Annotated in this window: 11 protein-coding genes and 1 other RNA gene; 1 reads left to right on the plus strand and 11 read right to left on the minus strand. The window is 61.7% G+C overall.

Annotated elements, in window-relative coordinates; genetic code table 11:
* Nucleotides 1-61: 61 nt before the first annotated feature.
* The 8 genes from GGU46_RS09315 to GGU46_RS09350 form a co-directional block, all read right to left on the minus strand.
* Entirely contained in the window at nt 62-1,240 is a 1,179-nt protein-coding gene (locus GGU46_RS09315; RefSeq protein WP_183403249.1) for a sigma-54-dependent transcriptional regulator, read from the minus strand.
* A gap of 158 nt (nt 1,241-1,398) precedes the next feature.
* Nucleotides 1,399-3,831 carry a glycoside hydrolase family 2 protein gene (locus GGU46_RS09320; RefSeq protein ID WP_183403250.1) on the minus strand — a complete coding sequence of 811 codons (2,433 nt, stop codon included), beginning with the start codon at nt 3,829-3,831 and terminating at the stop codon, nt 1,399-1,401.
* Nucleotides 3,831-6,398, minus strand: coding sequence for a cellulase family glycosylhydrolase (locus GGU46_RS09325; protein WP_215906297.1), 2,568 nt, complete (start codon nt 6,396-6,398; stop codon nt 3,831-3,833). The genes GGU46_RS09320 and GGU46_RS09325 overlap by 1 nt, the downstream gene beginning before the upstream one ends.
* Nucleotides 6,399-6,557: 159 nt before the next feature.
* Nucleotides 6,558-7,042, minus strand: an RNA gene (gene rnpB / locus GGU46_RS09330) — RNase P RNA component class A.
* A 443-nt stretch (nt 7,043-7,485) separates the two neighbouring features.
* Nucleotides 7,486-9,348: a M1 family metallopeptidase gene (locus GGU46_RS09335; protein ID WP_183403252.1), complete on the minus strand. Its 1,863-nt coding sequence runs from the start codon at nt 9,346-9,348 to the stop codon at nt 7,486-7,488.
* Between the two features lie 334 nt (nt 9,349-9,682).
* Complete coding sequence (locus tag GGU46_RS09340) at nt 9,683-10,597, minus strand: metallophosphoesterase (RefSeq protein WP_183403253.1); 915 nt, start codon at nt 10,595-10,597, stop codon at nt 9,683-9,685.
* 81 nt (nt 10,598-10,678) lie between these two features.
* A complete protein-coding gene (locus GGU46_RS09345) occupies nt 10,679-11,788 on the minus strand; it encodes a Smr/MutS family protein (RefSeq protein WP_183403254.1) in 1,110 nt (369 codons plus the stop codon).
* 125 nt (nt 11,789-11,913) lie between these two features.
* A complete protein-coding gene (locus GGU46_RS09350; protein ID WP_183403255.1) occupies nt 11,914-12,882 on the minus strand; it encodes a DUF2279 domain-containing protein in 969 nt (322 codons plus the stop codon).
* 241 nt (nt 12,883-13,123) lie between these two features.
* Here GGU46_RS09350 and GGU46_RS09355 point away from each other — a divergent pair, with 241 nt between their 5' ends.
* On the plus strand, nt 13,124-15,952 hold the full coding sequence (locus GGU46_RS09355; protein ID WP_215906298.1) for a DUF4961 domain-containing protein: 2,829 nt from the start codon (nt 13,124-13,126) through the stop codon (nt 15,950-15,952).
* 105 nt (nt 15,953-16,057) lie between these two features.
* On the opposite strand, the gene GGU46_RS09360 is transcribed toward GGU46_RS09355, so the two are convergent.
* From GGU46_RS09360 to GGU46_RS09370, 3 genes are all read right to left on the minus strand, one after another.
* Nucleotides 16,058-16,909: an N-acetylglucosamine kinase gene (locus GGU46_RS09360; protein ID WP_183403257.1), complete on the minus strand. Its 852-nt coding sequence runs from the start codon at nt 16,907-16,909 to the stop codon at nt 16,058-16,060.
* A 297-nt stretch (nt 16,910-17,206) separates the two neighbouring features.
* A complete protein-coding gene (locus GGU46_RS09365) occupies nt 17,207-18,241 on the minus strand; it encodes a SusE domain-containing protein (protein WP_183403258.1) in 1,035 nt (344 codons plus the stop codon).
* Nucleotides 18,242-18,332: 91 nt separating this feature from the next.
* Entirely contained in the window at nt 18,333-20,003 is a 1,671-nt protein-coding gene (locus GGU46_RS09370; RefSeq protein ID WP_183403259.1) for a RagB/SusD family nutrient uptake outer membrane protein, read from the minus strand.
* Between the last annotated feature and the right edge of the window lie 5 nt (nt 20,004-20,008).

A 20,008-nucleotide genomic window follows, 5' to 3' on the forward strand; every position in this document is an offset into this window, starting at 1 on the left:
TTGTCTAAGCTTATCACAGAGAGAGGAAGGGTTGCTTCGCTCCGCTCGCAATGACAGAAGATTACTTCCCGGCAAAGGCGCGGGCGTCAGCTTCGGTAATGGTGTCGTCGCTCATGATAACGAGGCGTTCCACCACGTTGCGCAGCTCCCGGATGTTGCCGCGCCAATCGAGGCTTTGGAGGTAGGTGAGGGCCGCTTCCTCGATGCGCTTGGGCTTGTTGCCGTAGTCGGCGGCAATGTCCTTCAGGAATTTCTCGATGAGGGCCGGAATATCGTCGCGGCGGTCGTTGAGGGCCGGCACCTGAATCAGGATGACGGAGAGGCGGTGGTAAAGGTCCTCGCGGAAGTTACGGTCGGCAATTTCCTGGAGCAGGTCCTTGTTGGTAGCCGCCAGCACCCGCACATTCACCGATATTTCCTTCTCGCCGCCCACGCGGGTAATCTTGTTTTCCTGCAGGGCGCGCAGCACTTTGGCCTGGGCCGACAAGCTCATGTCGCCGATTTCGTCCAGGAACAGGGTGCCCCCATCGGCTTGCTCAAATTTACCGATGCGCTGCTTGACAGCCGAGGTGAACGAGCCCTTTTCGTGCCCGAACAGCTCCGATTCAATCAGCTCCGAGGGAATAGCGGCACAGTTGACTTCAATCAGGGGGCCGCTGCTGCGGTTGCTGAGCTCGTGCAGCTGGCGGGCCACCATTTCCTTGCCGGCGCCGTTGGGCCCTGTAATGAGTACGCGGGCATCGGTGGGGGCTACCTTCTCAATGGCTTTGCGCACGGCCGTAAGGGCCGCCGAGTCGCCAATCATTTCCGAGTTCTTGGCCAGCTTTTTCTTGAGCGTCTTGTTCTCAGTGGCCAGCTTGGTAGTTTCGGCCGTGAGCTTGGTGCGGTCCAGGGCGTTGCGCACGGTTACCAGCAGGCGGTTCAGGTCTGGTGGCTTCTGCAGAAAGTCGAAGGCGCCTTTCTTGGTGGCATCCACGGCCATTTCTACGTTGCCGTGGGCCGATACCATAATGAAGGCTGCGTTGGGCGCCACAATGCGGGCCCGTTCCAGCACCTCAATGCCATCCATCTTGGGCATTTTGATGTCGCAGAGCACTACGTCGTACTTGTCGCGGATGAGCATGTCCAGGCCCGTGGGGCCATCCTCGGCCTGATCTACCTGGTAGCTTTCGTACTCGAGAATTTCCTTCAGCGTGTGCCGAATGGCCTTTTCGTCGTCAATAATTAAGATGCGGGGCATAAGCTAGGAAGAGCAAATGAAGGAAGCCAAAGTAACGAAAAGCCGGCGGCAAAAGATGAAGCCTACCCCCGAACCTTGGGTGAAGGGGCCGAAGAAAATGGTGACTTGCTACGGCTAGCCCGGCTGATTTCAAGGACAGCTTAGACCAGCGGCCCGGTTTACGGTTTAACGCTGCGCACCGATAGGGTAGCGGCCGGCAAGCCCTCGGCCGAGGCCGTAAGCTGCACCGTGCCCGGGGTGCGGCCGGCCCGTAGCAGCAACGTGGCAATGCCCGCTTCGGCGGCCACGGGGTTGTCGCCGAGCAGCTCGGCGTCGCCGGCGGTTACGGCAAAGCGGATGGGGGTAGCGGCATCCGGTACGGGCGTGCCCTGGGCATCTACTACGGTAGCGTACACAAACACGGCATCCTGGCGGTCAGCGGTCAGGTCGCGGCCGCTCCGGTCGAAGCGGAGCTGCAGGTGGTGGGCCGGGCCGGGCGTGCGGCGGGTGTGCTCGGCCGCTGCCTGACCGTTCAGATAGGCCACGGCCCGCAGCGTACCGGTGCTGAACGGCGGCACGGTGAACGTAAACGAAGGGTGAGCCAGGTGGTCGGAATAACGGTCCTGATCGGGGCGCTGGCGGGCCAGGGGTTTGCCATTCAGCTGCAGCTCTACCTCGGCGCAGTTGCTGAACACCCGCACCTGCCGGGGCGCGGTGCTGGCCTGGGCATAGCTGGCCACGTACACCATGGGCTTGCCGAAGCCCTGGGCATCGGGGGTGGGGCCGTACTGGCTCTGGTAGAAGTAGAAGGCAAACTTGGGCAGGCGGTAGATGTCCATAATACCCGACGACTCGATATCCGGGGCGTAGCCGCGCTTGTAATCGAACTGCAGCCAGTTGGCGTCGCCGATGGCCGGGCCGATAAAGTTGTCGTTGTGAGCCTCCTGGAAGTTGAGCGCCTGCTGAATCAGGGCCCGCTCGCCCTGGCCGCGCAACTGGCGCGAAGTGCGTTCGGCCTCCTTCAGGCCGGCGTAGGCCGTTTGGTTGAAGCCGGCGTTCTGGGCGTAGTATTCCCAGTCGCCGTACTCGCAGAGCAGGATGGGCTTCTGCTTATTGTACTTGTGCCAGTAGTCGGGGGCTTTGGCGTGCTGGCGGGCCGGAATGAACACGTCGTAGGCGTAGTCGAGCCAGCCGCAGGTGTACACGTCGGTGGGGAAGGGCAGTTCCTCGTGCACGGCCTGGTGGGCCTGATCCATGAACGACTTGCTCATGTCGGTTTCGTTGAGGGCGGCCTCCCAGAGCACAATGCTGGGGTGGTTCCGGTCGCGGCGCACCATGTCGCGCACGTTCTGGAGGCTGTTGCGCTGAAAGTCCTCGGCCCCGAAAAACTGCCAGCCCGGAATGGAGTTCATCACCAGCAAACCCAGCTCGTCGCAGGCCTGCAGAAAAGCCGGCGAAGGCGGGTAGTGGGAGCAGCGCACAAAGTTGAAACCGGCTTCCTTGATTTTCCAGGCGTCGCGGTACTGCATTTCATCCGATAAGGCGTAGGCCAGATAGGGGTACTCCTGGTGGCGGTTGGTACCGCGCAGGCGCGTTTTCTGACCATTGAGGTAGAAGCCTTCGGGCGCGAAGCGGATGGTACGCACACCGGTGGTCAGCTCCTGGCGGTCGAGGGCGCGGCCCTTGTCGTCCAGCACTTCCGTCACTACCCGGTAAAGGTAGGGGCGCGTGGGCGTCCAGAGTTTGGGCTGGGTCAGGGGCAGGGTTTGCCGCACCAAGGTAGCGCCGCCGGGCGTGAGCAGGGGCGCATCGGTGAGGGCGCGGGCCACTTCCTTACCCCCGGCATCGAGCACCACGGTGCGCAGGCGGGCGGCCCGGTCGGTGCGGTAGTCGTTGCGGATTTCGGCCTGCAGGTGCAGGGTGGCCTGCTGCTCGCTCACGTTTTCGTAGCGAAGCAGCAGGCCGCCCCCGGCCACCCGCCCCGATTCTACGGCGTCGGTCAGGCGCAGGCGGTCCTGCACTACCAATTGTACGGGGCGGTAGAGGCCACCGTAGTAGTTAAAATCGAGGTCTTTGAGGGGCTTGCCGGGCGGAATGGCGGGGTTGTCTTGGTTGTTGAGCTTCACCAGCAGGCAGTTCTCGGCGCCGGGACGGAGGTAGGGCGTCAGGTTTACGGTGAAAGGCAGGTAGCCGCCCTGGTGATGGGCAAGGCGGCGGCCGTTCAGGTACACATCGGCTTCCTGCATGGCTCCCTCAAACCGGATGGCCACACGGCGGGCGGTATCAGCGGCAGCCACCCGGAAAAAGCGGCGGTAGAAGCAGGTGCCCTGCCACTGCCGGGCGGTGGTTACCACCGGCTCCAGGCGGGGCGTGTGGGGCAGGCCCACCGCGGCCCAGGGCCGGGCGGCATCGGCAGTGCGCGCGAAGAAGGTGGGGCCCACGGCCGTGTCCACATCCTTCACAAACTCCCAGTCCTGGTTAAAGGTCTCGGGCTGCAGAGCCGAGGCGGTCCGGCCGGCAGTACCCCCCGGGCGGGTGCAGGCGGCCAGCGCCAGCAGCCCACTCAGGGCCAGCAGCTGGGGCGAGAGAAAAGCACGACGAAAACTACTCATTAGCGCAGATAGATGGATTCGAGGTCGAGGAAGGGGCGGGCGTTGGCGGCCGGGGCGGGGGTAGCGGCGGGCTCCAGCAGCACCTGCAGCACTTCGGCCTGGGCCAGGGGTAGGGTAGCCGGGCCGGCCGTCTGGAAGCTTAGGGGCAGGAAGCTAGGGTAGGGCCGGGGCAGCAGCAGTTGAGCACCAGGCCGGAACGCCGACAACGGCACGCGCACTTCCTGCATATCCTCGCCGAACTCCACTTCCGCTACGTAAGCCGCCGCGTCGCGGGTGGTCAGCACGAGGCGGGCGCGGCCTGCCCCGGCTCCCCGGCGGCCCCGGATAACCAGCTCGCGGAAGGTGCCCGCCTCCGTAGCACGCGAGGCCAGCCGGTCGGCGAAGTAGGCGCGCAGGAAGGCCACGGGAGCGGCGGCATCGGCAAAAGGAATGGGGGTAGGGGCCGGGGGGCTCTGGAGCAGGCGCAAAGCCAGCTGGCCGTTGCCGCTGGTCACGTAATCGGCCCAGCCGGCTCCGTTCACGCCGCCCACTTCAACCCGCTGCTGATCCTGAGCTGCCACAAACAGGGGCAGAGCCGCGCCGGCCGCCACAATCGGGGCCTCCCAATGCTCACGCGGGGCGTAGTCCCAGTCCTGAGGGCTGCCGGCAAAGCCGCCGGGGAAGGTGGTGGCGCGGCCATTGTGCTTCACGACCACCCAGTAGCGCAGCAGGCCCGGGTAGAGCAGGTCGGCGGGTACGGTGGCTTCGGCGGTGGTCAGGGTAAGGCGGCGCATGGGCAGGGCGCGGGTGCGGCCGTAAAAGTGCTGGGCCACCAGAAACAGGGAGTCAGCCGCGTCGGCGCCGGCCACGGTAGCCTGCAGGATAGTGGGCCGGCCGGCCGGCAGCTGGGTGGGCGCGGTGTGCACTACCTGGGTAGGGAGGGGGGTAGGGGCCGGGGCCACAAACTCACCCAGCCGGATGGCGCCGACCTGGGTTTGGGCCGTGAAGGCCGCGGTGTTTTTGCCCCGGGCCGCTACCACGTACACGCCGGGCTGCAGGCGCACGGTGCCGCCGGTGGCCTGGCCCTGGAAGGTGTTGCCTTCGTTCAGGCCGCGCACGGTAAAGTCAGTGCCCAGACCGGGCAGGCGCAGGCGCAGGGGCTGGGTGTTCCAGGCAATGCGCACCACGGGCTGGCGCAGGGAGGTGGTGGCAAACGGGTCGCGCACCGGAATAGCGTCGGGCATCACCTCCAGCCGCCACACGCCGGTAGCCAGCTGGTCGAGGAAGTAGGCGCCGGTGCCTTCGTAGGTTACCAGGGGCGAGGAGCCGGTGCCGGCCAGGCGGCGCAGGGCGGTGGGCTTGCGCGGCTGGGTGGTGGTAGTGCTGGTGTAGTAAAACTCCTCGGGCGTGTTCAGCTCACTCAGGCCCGCGCGGTAGCTTACCCGGAAGTTGTTGAAGACCGAATCCTGGGGGTAGGCCCCGAACGGCTGCCCCCGCTTCACGTCCCGGAATACCTTGCCCGCAATCAGCAGGCTCAGGGCTTTGGCCGGGGTATAGGCCAGGTTCAGGTAGTGGGTCTGGTACTCGGTATTGGCAAAGGCAATGGCCAGCGGGTCGTAGGCAAACTGGGTGGCCCACTGCATGCCGGCGCTGCGGAAGGAGCGGGCCATCAGGGGGTACATCACGGGCTGCAGAATATCCGCCGACTCGAACTCGTACACCATGCGGGGCTTACGGCTGAAGCGCGGGTCCTGGGCGTACGGAATGGGGTACTGGCTTACCAGGGGCAGCATGTTGCCCTGCAGCGTGTGCCCGCCCACCAGGGCTGAAGGGTACCACTGAAACGTAAAGCCTTGCACCGGGCTGTTGAGAATGGCGTTGGCTACCGTGGGGCTTTCGGCAATGTTGTAGAAGATGGGCTTCTGGTAGCCTGTGCTGCGCATGGCCTGCACCATACGCTCCACAAAATGGCTCACCTCAGCCTCGGGCTGGCGGTAGTGGGGCTCGTTGCAAACCTCGTAGGCGATGATGTCGGGGTCCTCGCGGTTGAGCTGGCCGGTGTATTGGTTGCGGTGATTGAGGAACTGCTTCAGGTAGTTTTCCTGGGCCCGCACGGCCCGCTCGTTGTTGTAGGCCCGGCCTTTGGGGTAAATGCTGGAGAAGCCCGTCTGGGCCGTGTCCTTTTCCGGATAGCCGTTGCCCCAGTAGGCAATGGGGGTCAGAATGATTTTGATGCGCCGCTGCTTAAGCCGCTGCACCAGGTAATCAAGCAGGCGCAGGTGTTCATTCTGCAGGATGTTGCCCAGCGTATCGGTGATTTCCACATCCCAGACGTGCACCCGGAAGGCATCGATGCCCAGGCGCGAAAGGTGGTACACATCCTGGTCAATGGCTTTTTCCAGGTTGATGCCCAGCTTCTGGTGGGCGCGGTAAGAGTAGGCAAAGGGCGTGGTGTAGTTAACCCCGAATAGGGCTACCTCCTGCTTGCTACCCTGCCAGCGCAGTACGCCTTTGGCGTCCACGTACACGTCGGCGGCTTTGGGGGATGGTTTTTGGGCCAGGGCTGTCGGGGCAATGGCAAGCAGCAAAAGCCAGGCAAGACCGGCCAGAATCAACCGCCAGCCACTCCGGCCAGGCACACTGTGACGCAAGGAATCAGACATAATGCAAACGTTTGAATTCGCGAAGTAACACCATATAATTACAAAAACGGCCGCCGCACCCGAAGTTGCAGCGGCCGTTTGATGCGTGGTGATGAGTCTGTAAGCCGGGTTTTGTCCGCCTCTGCAAGCAGCGGCGGCCCCACCATTTATCTAGGCCAGTCCTCGCGGAAAGGCTCCATCAACCTACCCGCTGGCGCCCAGGCGAGCCGCCCGGTGCCGGCCCCCGAAAGGGCCGACGTGCCAGCTTATTTGGTCTTTCAACCCCTGAGGTTTACCCAGCCGGCATAGTCACCCAGCCGCTGGTGCGCTCTTACCGCACCTTTTCACCCTTACCGGTTTTGGCAGGGTAGGCCGGTGTTAGGGTAAGAGTTTGGGAGGTAACCCCCTTGCCCTCCTACCTTCTTACCCGCCTGCCCTTAAAAACTGGCGGTACTTTTCTGTGGCACTGGCTGTCCGGCGCAGCTTTACGCCACGCCGTCCTTCCCGTTAGGAAGCAGGGTGCTCTGTGTTGCCCGGACTTTCCTCGTCGCCGTTCTTGCGTCGGGCGCCGCGGTGGGGCGACCCATCACTAGGGGCAAAGGTAGGGGAATACTGTTTACATACTTTCCATCAACTCTATATTCAGGGTGTCATGCTCAGGCACTATTACCCTTTTACAGTCGTAGCTTAGCATGGTTACCACAAGTATTCCGTTTGATGGAGCATTGATTTGGTAGCGTCCATACGCGTCACTATGAGCTACTATATTGCTTCCCTCAAGTTGAATTTGAGCGTCCGCAATACGCTCTGTTTTATGATGAATGAATCCTGAAACGAGGTGGGATTTACCTAGTGGACTTTCAGAAGGGAGCTTTGGGATTTGCTCACAATCAGTAGTGCTCAGCGCATGATACTGGCTGTTGCGAGGCGTTGTACCTATGCAGCCAATCGACGAAAGCAGTAGTATGAATGCTAGGCAATTCTTAATCATGAATACGATTCACGTAATGTCAATTACTCTTTTGAGCAAACCCTACTTTCCCTCCCACACGTTATCCTTCGGGTAGCTGTCGGGTACGAGGGTAGCACCTAGCTTCACTTGTTTCACGGCTTTGGTGGTGGCCACGGGTACCGTGACGGTGCGGGCGCCCTGCTCCCAGACGGCAATGGTGCGGTGCAGCTTCTGGGTAGAGTTATCGGCGAAGGTAATGGTGAGGTCCACGGGCACGGGCTTGGTGCCTTTGGATTCTACTACCACATCGTAGCCGGTAGGGGTTTTCGTGAGGGTTTGAATGGCCAGGTCGGGGTAGCCGCCCTCGAAAAACCAGCGCTGCCAGAACCAGTTGAGGTTGCGGCCCGCCCCGGCGTTCATGGAGTTGAAGAAGTCGAAGGGCATGGGGTGCTTGCCGTTCCAGTTGCGGATGTAGGTGTGCAGGGCCTTAGTGAACAGCTCGTCGCCCAGCATGTCCTTCACGTAGAGGTAGCCCAGGCCCGGCTTGGGGTAGGAGTTGAGGAAGAAGGCCGTGCCGGTTTGCTGGGTGCTGAGCGTGACAATGGGCACATCGACCTCCGTGGCAGCGGCGGCGGCGTAGGGCGCAATGCCGTAATCGTCGTCCAGCTTGGGGTCGATGATGCCGGAAATCAGCCACTCCCCGATGGTGGCCCAGCCCTCATCCATCCAGCCGTACTTGGTTTCGTTGATGCCCATGTAGAACGGGAACATCGTGTGGAATATCTCGTGGTCGGTGAGGGTAATGGCGTCCTCGCGGGTTTCCGTGGGGTTGTCGTTCACCATCATGGGGTACTCCATCTGGTCGAGGCCATCGAAGATGGTTTCGTGGGAGTAGGGGAAGGGCCACTTGGGGAAAGTGTACGACATGGCCTCCACCGTTTTGCGGGCGAAGTGAATCACTTCCTCGTAATCCTTGTGCTGGGGGTTGTACACGGCATCCACGCGGGTGCGGCGCTTGGTAGCTGGGTCAACTACCAGACTGCTCGATTGCCACACGTAGTGGTCGGTGGTAGCAAACACGAAATCCGTCACGTTTTTGGCCTCGAAGTGCCAGGTGTTTTGGGCAGCGGGGGCCGTGATGCCGCCGGTTTTCAGATCTACGGTGGTGATGATGCTGGTGATGCCGTCCTTGGTTGAGGCATCCTGGAGGCGCTGGGCGTATTTTTTGGTCAGGACTTTGTCGGCGTTGGTCAGGTCGCCGGTGGCCCACACCACAAAGTTGCGGGGCACGGTAATGTCCACAGAGAAGTTGGCGAAGTCGTTGTAGAACTCCTGGCTTCCGAGGTAGGGGGTGCGGTTCCAGCCGTCAATGTCATCGTACACCGCAATGCGCGGGAAGAAGTAAGCGACAAAGTCGGCGTTGGGCTCTACCTCGCCGGTGCGGGTGTGGGAGCCTTTATTGAGAATGTAGGAGTAGGTGACGGAGACCTGCGCCGTTTGCTTAGGCCCAATGGCTCGCTTCACCGGAACCGGCAGATTGGTGAAATCGGCGCGGAGCTTGGCTACGTCGATAGGCTGGCCGTTGATGGTCAAGCGGGTAATCTTCACACCCTCGCTCACGTCCTCGGGGCTGATGCCGCTGGCGCGGGGCGCGCCCTTCTGATAGAGGTTGGGGTAGAGCTTAAACCAGAGCTGCCGCAGCGAATCGGGGCTTTGGTTGTGGTAGGCAATGTCCACGGTGCCCGCCACGCGCCGGGTGGCCGGGTCAAAATCAACTTTGAGCTTGTAGTCAGCGGAGTTTTGCCAGTAGTTGGGGCCCGGCAGGCCGCTTTCGGCGCGGGTACCTTTGGCGTAGGTGGCCTGCAGGTTGCGGGGCACGGGCAGCTGCTGGGCCGAGGCGGTAAGGGCGAGGAGGGAAGCGGCGAGAAGCGCGGGTAGTTTCATGCGGCGGGATAGGTTTCGGCCGCAAGGTAACCAGATGTGCCCGAGGGTTGCCTTGGATTAGGTTGGTGAGCTGCAGGAACGTCATGTCGAGCCCCGCGAGACATCTCGCGGGCTGATGTTGTGGGGGTAGCTAATCAAACTGACTGGCCTAGAACATCACAAAAGCACGTCATTCTTCGTCGCCGCTTGATGCGCGGAATACTCAGGATGACGTGCTTTATATAGGGTTACTTTGGCAACGAAGCGGTAGAGATGCTTCGACTCCGCTCAGCATGACGTGCTGTTGTACCGGGCTGTTTCTATCCTCTGTTCTTCATTCAAACAGCCTGCTACGTCAGGCGCTGACCAGATTCTGAGCGCTCAGTTTCTGCTCGCCGTGCCAGCGGTAGGCTACCAACTCGCCCCCCTTGGCTACGCTGTAATCCAGGCACACGGCGTAGGGACTGAGCAGTTGGGGCGTGCCCCGCATCCAGTAGTGACCGAAGAACACAGGCACCGCGTCCTGGTAGTGCCATACGTCGGTTAGCGCATTGACTGCAACGGGGAGAGCGTTCAGGGCTTCGATGGGTTCGAGGTAGTAGTCGAGGTAGGTGCAGGAGCGCGGGTCGGTCCACCAGCGGGTGCGCATTTTGGTGCGCGGGTTGCCGTCTTTGTCGTGAAACTGCACCCCAGCCGGCAGGTTTACTTCCTTGCCTTTCAGGGTATCTTCCACGGCCACGTATTCGGGCGTGCCGCGCTCGGCGCTGCGTAGCAGGAACTCCGGGGTCAGGCGGCCGTCGGGCAGGGCCTGGCGCAGGAAGGCAATGTGGCGCGGGTCCCAGCAGGCGTGCACTACCCGCAGCCCCGGCAGCTCCAGAAACAGGGGTAGCGTTTTGAACCAGGCAATGTAGTCCTGCCACTCCCCCCAGCCTTCCCGGCTCGAAAACTCTTCTAGGGTGCGCAGGTGCTGGAACATATTGCGCGGAATGTGGGGCCGCAGGTGGCCGCCGCGCGGGTGCTCCTCGTGAAAGCAGATGGCGTTGTACTCGTGGTTTCCCATCACGGCCAGGGCCGCGCCGCCCTCCACCATAGCCCGCACCACCTGCAGCGTTTCCCGGATGTGCGGGCCGCGGTCCACAAAATCACCCAGAAAAATGGCCTGCCGGCTGGGGTGGCGGTAGCAGCCATCCTGCTCCGTGTACCCTAGTTTCTGAAGCAGCTGCCGCAGCTCTTGGGCGTGGCCGTGGATATCACCAATGAGGTCGTACATAGAGCGTAATAATAACAGGAAAAAGGCCGGACAGCCTGCCTTGTGCAGACCATCCGGCCCTTATCAACAGAGTGGGACCGGTTACTTCAGCCGCACCAGGGTAGCGCCGTAGCCGAACTTCTCCTTCTTTGAGTCCTCGAAGAACTTGATGTCGCGGTTGCGGCTGAGCAGCTTGTGCAGCTCCTTGCGCAGGGTGCCGTTGCCCGAGCCGTGGATGAACACGATTTCGTGCATGTTGGTAGCCAGGGCGCGGCTCAGGGCATCTTCGAAGGCCTCCAGCTGCAGCTTCAGGATGGCCGTGTTGCTCATGCCCTCCGCGCCTTCGGGCATGAGAGCCTCCAGGTGCAGGTCCACCTCGTGAGGCGGGGCCACAATAGCTTTGGCCGGCTCGGGAGCGGGTGCCACGGCGGCTGGTTTGGCCGGGGCGTTGCCGCTGAGCTGGGCTTTCAGCGTTTCGGCTAGCTTCTCGGGGGCAATGGCAGCGGGCGCGGCGGGCTTCTCATCCAGCTGAAACAGGTAGGCCTCCCGCTGGAGTACCGGCACGTTGGGCTGGCGGCTGGTGTAGAAGCTGGCCGCCTTAAACTGCAGACGTTTGGTGAGCAGCTCGTAGGCCGAGGTTCCGTTCAGCTGGAAGGGTAGGAGCTGCACCACAGCGGCGGGCCACTGGTCGAAGTCCTTGAGGTGCCAGTGCCCCAGGGCCGGGCTGGCCGACTTCGCCGCCAGCTTCTCGGCGCGCAGGCCGCGGTACTGCCCGTTACGCTCCTCCCCGAAAGTGTAGAGCACATCCCGGTCGGTGTGGTTAACGATCTGCAGGGCCAGCAGCTCCGGCGACTGGTGAGTGAGGGCCAGGTACAAGCCTTTCTGCACGCTCGGCGGCGCGGTTTTGTCGGCCTTCACGGGGGTAGGGCCTTCGGTTTTAACCGGAGGGGTAGGGGCCGGCGGTGCTACGCCGGCGGCCTTGGCCGCCCGGTTGGCGCCCGAGGTAGCGGCCTTTTTCTCGGCGGCTACCGCGGCGGCACTTTGCCCGAAGGCTTTGGTTTCTTCGGCGGCTACTACCACTACCTCGCGGCGCAGCACCGGAATGGTGAAATCGTTATCAATGGCCACTTCCACCAGCTCGTCGCTGAGCAGGCGGGTAATGATGCCTTCTTCGCGCCCGGTAAGCAGGCGCACTCGGTCTCCAACGTTCATATGATCAGAAAGAAATTGCGGATGGAATAGAAGAACAAAGGTAACCGGCAAAACGAGCCCGGCCCGTTGTGCTTTACGAGTGTGCGGCGGCCGCCGGTTTGCTACCCCCTTGCGTCCGGGCAAACCTAGTAATACAGGCCATGCGCCACCAGGCCGCGCTTGCGGTTCCACTCCAGGGCCGGAGCGGGCAAGTGAAAGATGCTGGCCACGTAGAACACCCGCTTGAGCAGCTTGGAGCGGGTAGGAATGTGGCGCAAGTCCACGTCGAGAGAGAGGTAGTACTGCCGGTAAGGGTGCAGGCCCAGGGCGGCGTTGGCATCGGGGTCGTTGTACACCATCTGCTGGGCGCCGTAGCCCACGGCGGGCTGCAGCCAGCGCGGCCAGCGGGAAGCCGCCGGTAGCCAGGCGCCTACATCCACGCACAGCCAGTAGGTCTGGCCGTTGTAGTCTTTCAGGTGCTGCTCGGCCAGGCTGCGGCCCAGCACGTTGGGGCGCAGGTCGGCGTAGCGGGTGGTATGAAACGAGTACTTGGGCATGATGCGCACCTCGTTCCAGGCCAGCTGCTGCCCGATCAGGCCCGCCGAACCCAGGAAATTAGCGGCCAGGTCAGAAGCCGACGCGCCGTACTGCGGGTCGCGGCCATCCAGAAGCTCAATGGGGCTTTGCAGCAGAACCCCCACGAGGCCCCCGTACCAGAGCGCTTTGCGGCTGGGCACGCCGGCCCAGCGCAGCATGTCCACGGCGCCCCGGCTCTCGTGAAAGGCCCCCCAAAAGTGTCCGGCTTTGTCCATCTGCTTCCACTCGGGCAAATCGTTAAACCAGTGCAGGCGGCTTCGCTCACCGGTGTACCAGCTGCTGCTGAGCAGATAAAGGGTGGCGGAATACGACACGGCCAAGCCACCCGCCAGCACGGGCAGGCGCCGGCTTAGCCGGGAGGTATCGGGCGGGGCTGCTGAGGGAAGGGAAGCCGCCGCCGGCCCCGCCTGGGCTACTTGCGCCACGGCGGCCGGCGCCAGCACCGCGCCCCCCACTACTGCCCCCAGCCACCATGTAAGGCGGACGAAGCACGAGGGAAAAGCAAGGGAGAGCAACATAAAGAAGAGAAAGGCGACGGCCGGGCAAGCTCATCAAAGCTACGATAAAAGCCGCTATTGACTTGGTGGGGTCCGGTACATTCGCCTATCTTTAATGCCCTCTTGCGCACTACTTGAATATTCTGATTCTGGTAGGGTTAATAGAGCATTGGTTTTGTTGTTCTTTTTCCAAAATTCCCAACCCCTGTTTTTCATGAAAACACTTCGACTTTTGCTGAGTCTGGTGGCTTTACTGGCTGGAATGCCGGTTTTGCGAGCCCAGGTCGTCACGACTCAGCCTACCTTCTTCCGCGACACAGATGCGGTTACACTCACCTTTGATGCCAATCAGGGCAACAAGGCATTAGCCGGTTACACCGGCGACGTGTACATCTGGACCGGTGTTATCACCAACCAGAGCACGTCCAACGCCGACTGGAAGCACGTAAAAGGCACGAACTTCAACGTGCCTACGGCGGCCGAGAAAATGACTTCGCTCGGCAACAACAAGTACAGCATCACCTTCACGCCCCGCACCTACTACCCCGGCCTCACCGCTTCCGAAACCATTCTGAAACTGGCCATGGTGTTCCGCGGTGCCAACGGCACTCCCCAGGGCAAGGGCGAAGGCAACACCGATATCTTCGTGGATGTGGCCCAGGCCGCTCTGTCGGTGGCGTTTACCAGCCCCCTGGTGCAGAATAACAACCCCATTTTCGTGAACAATGGTGGTAGCGTTAGTGTAACGGGTGCTTCCTCCACCGAGGCTACCCTCACCCTCACGCTGAACGGCACGCAGGTAGCCCAGCAAACCAACGCCAAAACCATCACGGCCAACGTGCCCGTTACGCAGGCGGGCCGCAACGAGCTGCGCCTGACCGCCACCAGCGGTGGCACCACCGCCTCGAGCACGCTCAGCATTATTGCCCGTGCCCCCCTGACCACGGCTCCGCTGCCGGCCGGCGCCAAAAAAGACGGCGTCACCTACCTCAACAACGGCACCTCGGCAGTGCTGGCCCTCACGGCCCCGTTCAAGAAATCGGTGTACGTTATCGGCGACTTCAATAACTGGCAGCCCGATGCGGCTTACCAGCTGAAGCGCACCGACACGACTACCGCCAACCGCGCCGCCGACGACCGATGGTGGGTGCAGATTGATGGCCTGACCCCCGGCCAGGAATACGCCTACCAGTTCCTGGTCAACGAAACCCAGCGCATTGCTGACCCCTACACCGAGAAAATCCTGGACTCCGACAACGACCGGTTTATTCCGGCCATTACCTACCCCAACCTGAAGGCCTACCCGGCCGAGAAGACCAGCGGCATTGTATCGGTGCTGCAAAGTAACGCTCCGGGCTACACCTGGCAGACCACCAACTTCCAGCGCCCCAGCCGGGCCAACCTGGTCGTATATGAGCTGCACCTGCGCGACTTCATTGCCCGCCACGACTACAAAACCCTGACCGATACGCTGGCTTACCTCCAGCGCCTGGGCGTGAATGCCATTGAACTGATGCCGGTGAACGAGTTTGAGGGCAACGACTCCTGGGGCTACAACCCCTCGTTCTACTTTGCCCCCGACAAATACTACGGCACCGCCAACGACTTCAAGCGCTTCGTGGATGTGTGCCACAGCAAAGGCATGGCCGTTATTCTGGACATGGTGCTGAACCACTCCTTCGGGCGCAGCCCCATGGTGCAGCTGTACTTCAACGGCGACAAGCCCGCCGCCAACAGCCCCTGGTTTAATGCCGACGCCAAGCACCCCTACAACGTGGGCTACGACTTCAACCACGAGAGCCCCTACACCCGCTACTTCAGCAAGCAGGTCATTAAGCACTGGCTGCAGGAGTACCACGTAGATGGCTACCGCTACGACCTGGCCGGCGGCTTCAGCCAGATTCAGAAAACGGAAGCTACCTACGAATCCATCTTCGACCAGTCGCGGGTGGATATCTGGAAAGACTACTACGCGACGCAAATGGCGGCCGACAACGGGTCGTACCCCATCCTGGAAACGTTTGTAGCCAACGACGAGGCCAAGGTTCTGTCGGCGGCCGGGATGATGCTGTGGGGCAACATGAACCACAATTACAACGAGGCCACCATGGGCTATCTGAGCGGCTCCGACCTGAGCTACGGCTACTACGGCACCGGGAACGGCGGCCGGGGCTGGAGCGCCCCCAACCTGATTACCTTCATGGAAAGCCACGACGAGGAGCGCCTGCAGTTCAAGAATAAGGTGTACGGCAACACCAGCGGCAGCTACTCGGTAAAGGACGAAGCTACCGGCCTGAAGCGCAACGAGCTGGCCGCCACTATGTTCTTCACCCAGCCCGGCCCCCGCATGATCTGGCAGTTTGGCGAGGTAGGCTACGATTACTCCATCAACACCTGCTCCGACGGCACCACCATCAGCAACGACTGCCGGGTAGCGGCCAAACCCATCCGCTGGGACTACTACCAGGATGCCAACCGCCGCCACCTCTACGACACGTACCGCGCCCTGATTGCCCTGCGCAAGCAGCCGGTCTTCTCGGCTCCCACGTCCTTCACTCAAAACCTGGGCGGGGCCGTGAAAACCATCAGCATTGCCAACGCCGATCTGGCGGTGGTTTCGGTGGGTAACTTCGACGTGACAGCCACCACGGCTACCGTTACGTTCCCGCAAACCGGCACTTGGTACAGCTACCTCACCGGCGAGCAGCTGGCCGTAACCAACACCAGCATGAGCCTGAACCTGGCCCCCGGCCAGTACGCCGTGTACACCTCGCGCAAGATTTCGGTGCCGGCTGGTACCGTGCTTACCACCAAGCGCCAGCGCGATGCCGCCGTGCTCCAGCTGACGGCCCAGCCTAACCCGGCCGCTGGCAAGGCGCAACTGCGCTACTCGCTGCCGCAGGCTGCCAGCGTGCAGGTAACCGTAACCAACCTGCTGGGCGCTACCGTCCAGACCCTGCCCGCTACCCGCCAGGCCGCCGGCGCCCACGAGTTGGAGCTGCCCCTGGGCCAGCTGGCCAACGGCGTGTACCTAGTGCAGCTGACCACCGGCGAGCAGCAGCAAGCCATCCGTCTGGTGGTGCAGAAGTAATTCTGCCGGCGCATTTGCCACTTGCCAGCACAAAAAAGCCTTCCTGCATGCAGGAAGGCTTTTTTTATACGCTAGCGGGGAGGTGCCAGCCCAGCAGGGGCTAAGCTACTTTTTCAGCTCTCCTTCATGGAAGGAAACCAGGTCGTCGATGGGGGAGCGGATGATTTTGCCGACTTCCATGCCGTTGTCGCGGGCTACCTGGCTCAGAGCATCGCGGAAGTTGTAGCCCACCGAGCCGATGCAGTTGAAGGTATAGTCCTGGTAGCGGGGGTAGTGCCGCACGATGTTGGCGAAGAACGTCTCGAAGCCCTGCAGCACAATCTCGCGGCAGTAGCTGATGTTGTTGTGGTCGTAGGTGAACTTGGCGAAGCTGGCCAGGAAGCGGTTGGGCAGGGGTTGGTTGTAGAGCCGGTCCAGAATATCTTCGCGGGTGAGCTTAAACTCCTGCTGAAAGATTTCCTGCAGCCCGTCGGGCAGTAGGCCGCGCAGATAGTCGCGCAGCAGGCGCTTGCCGATAAACGAGCCGCTACCCTCGTCGCCCAGGAAATAGCCCAGCGAGTCCACGTTATACGTGATTTTGGTACCGTCGTAGAGGCAGGAGTTAGTGCCGGTGCCCAGAATGGCCGCGAAGCCCGGCTGACGGCCCAGCAGCGCCCGCGCGGAGGCCAGCAAATCGTGGTCTACTACCACCCGGGCCTGCGGAAACACCTGGCGCATAGCCTTGGCCAGTACCTCGGCCTTCTTTGCCGACGACACGCCGGCGCCGTAGTAGTGCACCTCCGTTACTTGCTGGCGAGGTAGGGTATCGGGAAGGTTCTTCTCCAGCGAAGCCACTACGCCTTCGGTATTGATAAAATCAGGGTTGTACCCCTCGGTGTTGAAGTACACGCGGTGGCCAGCCTCATCAAGCTGGCACCAGCTGCTCTTGGTCGAGCCGCCGTCGGCAATAAGAATCATATCCGGTCGGAAAGGTGAAGGAAAGAAGGCGGTTAGCCAGATTTTCGATGGTCCACGGACAAATTCCGCGGGTAATATCAGCGAAACACGGAAAAGATTTCGGCAGAAAAAAATGCCTGCCGAAATCCCTAAAACCAGCGTTCCGGGTGGGCTGGTCGCCCTGGGCGGGTTGGAAAGCCGTAGGGGCCACCACGCATACGGAGCCGTGCTACCCGGCTGGCGTACCGGGCTACCCCACCCAATACAAAAAAGGGAGCCGGAGCTCCCTTTTTGTAGTCGATATCGAGAAGTAAGACCTTATTTCTCGATGGAGTAAGAATAGTTGCCGGCGCCTTTGCTCAGGTCCAGCGTTACGGTGTAGGTGCCCGCGGCCGGAACCTTGATGTTCTTGCCCTTGAGGTCGGGCATGTTATCGGGCTCGTTGTCGCCGTACTCAATATCCCAGGCGCCGTTGGCCCGGAACTTCAGCTCGTCGGCCTTCAGGGCTACGGTAGCAGTCCACACTTTGCGGGTTGCGTCGTAGGTCAGCGGGGTATCCTTGTCCCAGCCGCCGGGGGTAGCCGATCCAATAACGGCCCAGGTAGTTTTGTCGGCCGTGTATTTCATCGTGTTCAGGTCCACGATGAAGCGGTAGTAGCCAGCTTCAGCCAGCTTGATGTCGCCGCCCTTGGCCTTCAGGGTGCCGGGGGCGGTGTCAGTGCCGTAGTCGTTGTCCCAGTTCCGGGCGGGCGTGAACTTGAACATGTTGTCGGCCGTCGGGAAGTTGATGTAGCCTTCGTACACCTTGTTGCTGTTCACCGAAGCCAGGAACGGAGCTGTTTCCGGCGACCAGCCCTGGTAGCTGCCCGGCACGAAGATGGACGGGTACTCAATAAATACCAGGTAGGGGGAAGCCGTGAGCGAAGAAGCGGCCGATACCACCGGCTCGGTGGTGCCGCCCACGCTGGCTTTCACGCGCACATCTACGTTGCCCGCCACGCCCGGAGCCATTTTCAGCCGGATCAGGGCGCTGTTCAGCTCGGCCACCGTGAGGGTGCGGGTAGTAGCATTGCCTACCTCAATTTCAACCGGTGAGGCGAACGTACCGCCTTTTTTATCGAACTGCAGCACGTATTTCACGGCCGCCTGATAGCCGAAGGAAACCGGCTCCCAAGTGTAAGTTACGGCGTTGGCGGAGGCATTGGCCTGGGCCAGCGTTACGCTGCTGGTAGAAGCCTTCAGGGCCGCCGTACCACCGGGCTGAATTACGGCGCGGTCTTCGTCTTTGTCGCACGAAGCCAAGAACAGAGTCGCCATCAGGCCGAGCCCTGCCAGTTTGGTAAAATAATTCATGTGAAGCTGGAAATGAGTGGGAATTGATTGGGTTATCCGCCCAACCGGAAACTGGACGCTACCAGTTCCCGGTTGATGCGAACGAAGCAAATTAATACCCAGGGTTCTGCTTAAGATTCTGATTTACAGAAAGATCAGCTGCCGGAATTGGGTACAGGTTGCGGAAGCTCTCCACGCCCCGGCCGGCCGGCACCCCACCCTTGAAGGGCCACAGGTACGAAGCTTCTGTGAAGCGGTTAAAGCGGATCAGGTCGGTGCGGCGGTGACCCTCCCAGAACAGTTCCCGGCCGCGCTCATCCAGAATAAACTCCGGCGTCAGCTGAGCGGACGTGATGGCGCTACCTGCCTGACCATTGAAGGCACGAGCCCGGATGGCATTCACGTAGTTCAGGGCCAGGGTCCGGTCGCCGGTGCCGCCGCGTACTACGGCTTCCGCGTAGTTCAGCATCACTTCAGCCAGACGAATCATGGGGAAGTCAACGCTGGAGAAGTTCTGCGAGCCACCCTGGGCCTGACCGGCCGAGTTGACGTTGCGGAACTTAATCACGCCGTAGCCTTCCTCGAAGTTATAGAGGTCGGTGATTTCCAGGGGGCGCAGGGTGTTGTCCACCTTTTTCACCCAGAACCGGCCGCGCGTGTCGCGGGTGGTGTCGGACACCAGCCCGCCGCCGGGGCTCTGGAACAGGTTGAACAGGTTTTTAGTAGTACGCATACCCTGCCAGCCGGTGGACATACCCACCAGGGCCTGCCACTTGCTGGAGGTACCGGTGGCACCGTTTACCAGGAAGGTAGCGCCGCCGTAGCTCTGGGTGGTGTTGGCGTCAAAGGCAATGGGCCAGATGATTTCGTTACGGGCCGGACCAGTATTGTTGTCGGCCAGGAACAGGCGGGCGTAGGGCGAGGCCACGGTGCCGGCCCCGGTAGTCGAGAGGGCATAGCCCGCGTCGATTACCTTTTTAGCCTGGGCAGCGGCGTCAGTGTAGCGGGCGGTGCCGGTGTACACCTGCGCGTTCAGGTACAGGCGGGAAAGCATGGCCCAGGCAGCGGCTTTGTCCACGCGGGCGTACTCGTTGGTACGGGCGTCGGCAAAGTCCGCGTCAGAACTCAGCGCTGTCAGCTCTTTCTCCACGTAGTCGAACAGCTGCTGGCGGGTAGCGTAGGCTGGCTTAGCGAAGCCTACGGCATCGTTTTCCGTCACGAACGGGCCATTGCCGAACAGATCCAGGGCGTGCATGTACGACACGGCGCGCAGGAAGCGGGCTTCGGCGCGGAAGCGCTTCACCGTAGCTGCTTCGGTAGCCGAAAGGCGGGCCGACAGCTTATCGTCCGACGACTCGCGGATGAACTCGTTGCAGGCCGCAATTTCAAAGTAGATGCGGCTGTACAAACCCCGGATCAGGGGGTTGCTGGAGTTCCAGTTCATGTTGTGCCAGTCGCGCACCCCGAGGTCGTTCCATACAATGGCCGCCTCGTCGGTAGAAAGCTCCTGAGCGCTCCAGTACTGGCGCAGGTAGTCAGAGGTGCCCTCGTCGATGCCGCCGATGTCGCCGGCGCCGGCGGGACCCGTCTGCCCGGTCAGGGCAAAGCCGCCGTAGAGTTTGGCCAGCACCTGACGGTAGCCGTCCAGATTGGCATACACTTTATCGGGCGTAACCTCGTAGCGCGGGGTCTGATCCAGCTCTTTGGTGCAGGAAGTAGTACCCCCAGCGAGGGCCAGGCCGGTGGCCGCAACGGCCAGGCCGCGGAATATCGTTTTGTTCATGGGTG

The organism is Hymenobacter latericoloratus, assembly GCF_014199535.1.
Lineage (GTDB): Bacteria > Bacteroidota > Bacteroidia > Cytophagales > Hymenobacteraceae > Hymenobacter > Hymenobacter latericoloratus.

Excerpts from the sequence above, each read along its gene's own strand:
- GGU46_RS09315 (WP_183403249.1), bottom strand. The coding sequence starts at position 1,240 with ATGCCCCGCATCTTAATTATTGACGACGAAAAGGCCATTCGGCACACG.
- GGU46_RS09320 (WP_183403250.1), bottom strand. The coding sequence starts at position 3,831 with ATGAGTAGTTTTCGTCGTGCTTTTCTCTCGCCCCAGCTGCTGGCCCTG.
- GGU46_RS09335 (WP_183403252.1), bottom strand. The coding sequence starts at position 9,348 with ATGAAACTACCCGCGCTTCTCGCCGCTTCCCTCCTCGCCCTTACCGCC.
- GGU46_RS09340 (WP_183403253.1), bottom strand. The coding sequence starts at position 10,597 with ATGTACGACCTCATTGGTGATATCCACGGCCACGCCCAAGAGCTGCGG.
- GGU46_RS09345 (WP_183403254.1), bottom strand. The coding sequence starts at position 11,788 with ATGAACGTTGGAGACCGAGTGCGCCTGCTTACCGGGCGCGAAGAAGGC.
- GGU46_RS09350 (WP_183403255.1), bottom strand. The coding sequence starts at position 12,882 with ATGTTGCTCTCCCTTGCTTTTCCCTCGTGCTTCGTCCGCCTTACATGG.
- GGU46_RS09355 (WP_215906298.1), top strand. The coding sequence starts at position 13,124 with ATGCCGGTTTTGCGAGCCCAGGTCGTCACGACTCAGCCTACCTTCTTC.
- GGU46_RS09360 (WP_183403257.1), bottom strand. The coding sequence starts at position 16,909 with ATGATTCTTATTGCCGACGGCGGCTCGACCAAGAGCAGCTGGTGCCAG.
- GGU46_RS09365 (WP_183403258.1), bottom strand. The coding sequence starts at position 18,241 with ATGAATTATTTTACCAAACTGGCAGGGCTCGGCCTGATGGCGACTCTG.
- GGU46_RS09370 (WP_183403259.1), bottom strand. The coding sequence starts at position 20,003 with ATGAACAAAACGATATTCCGCGGCCTGGCCGTTGCGGCCACCGGCCTG.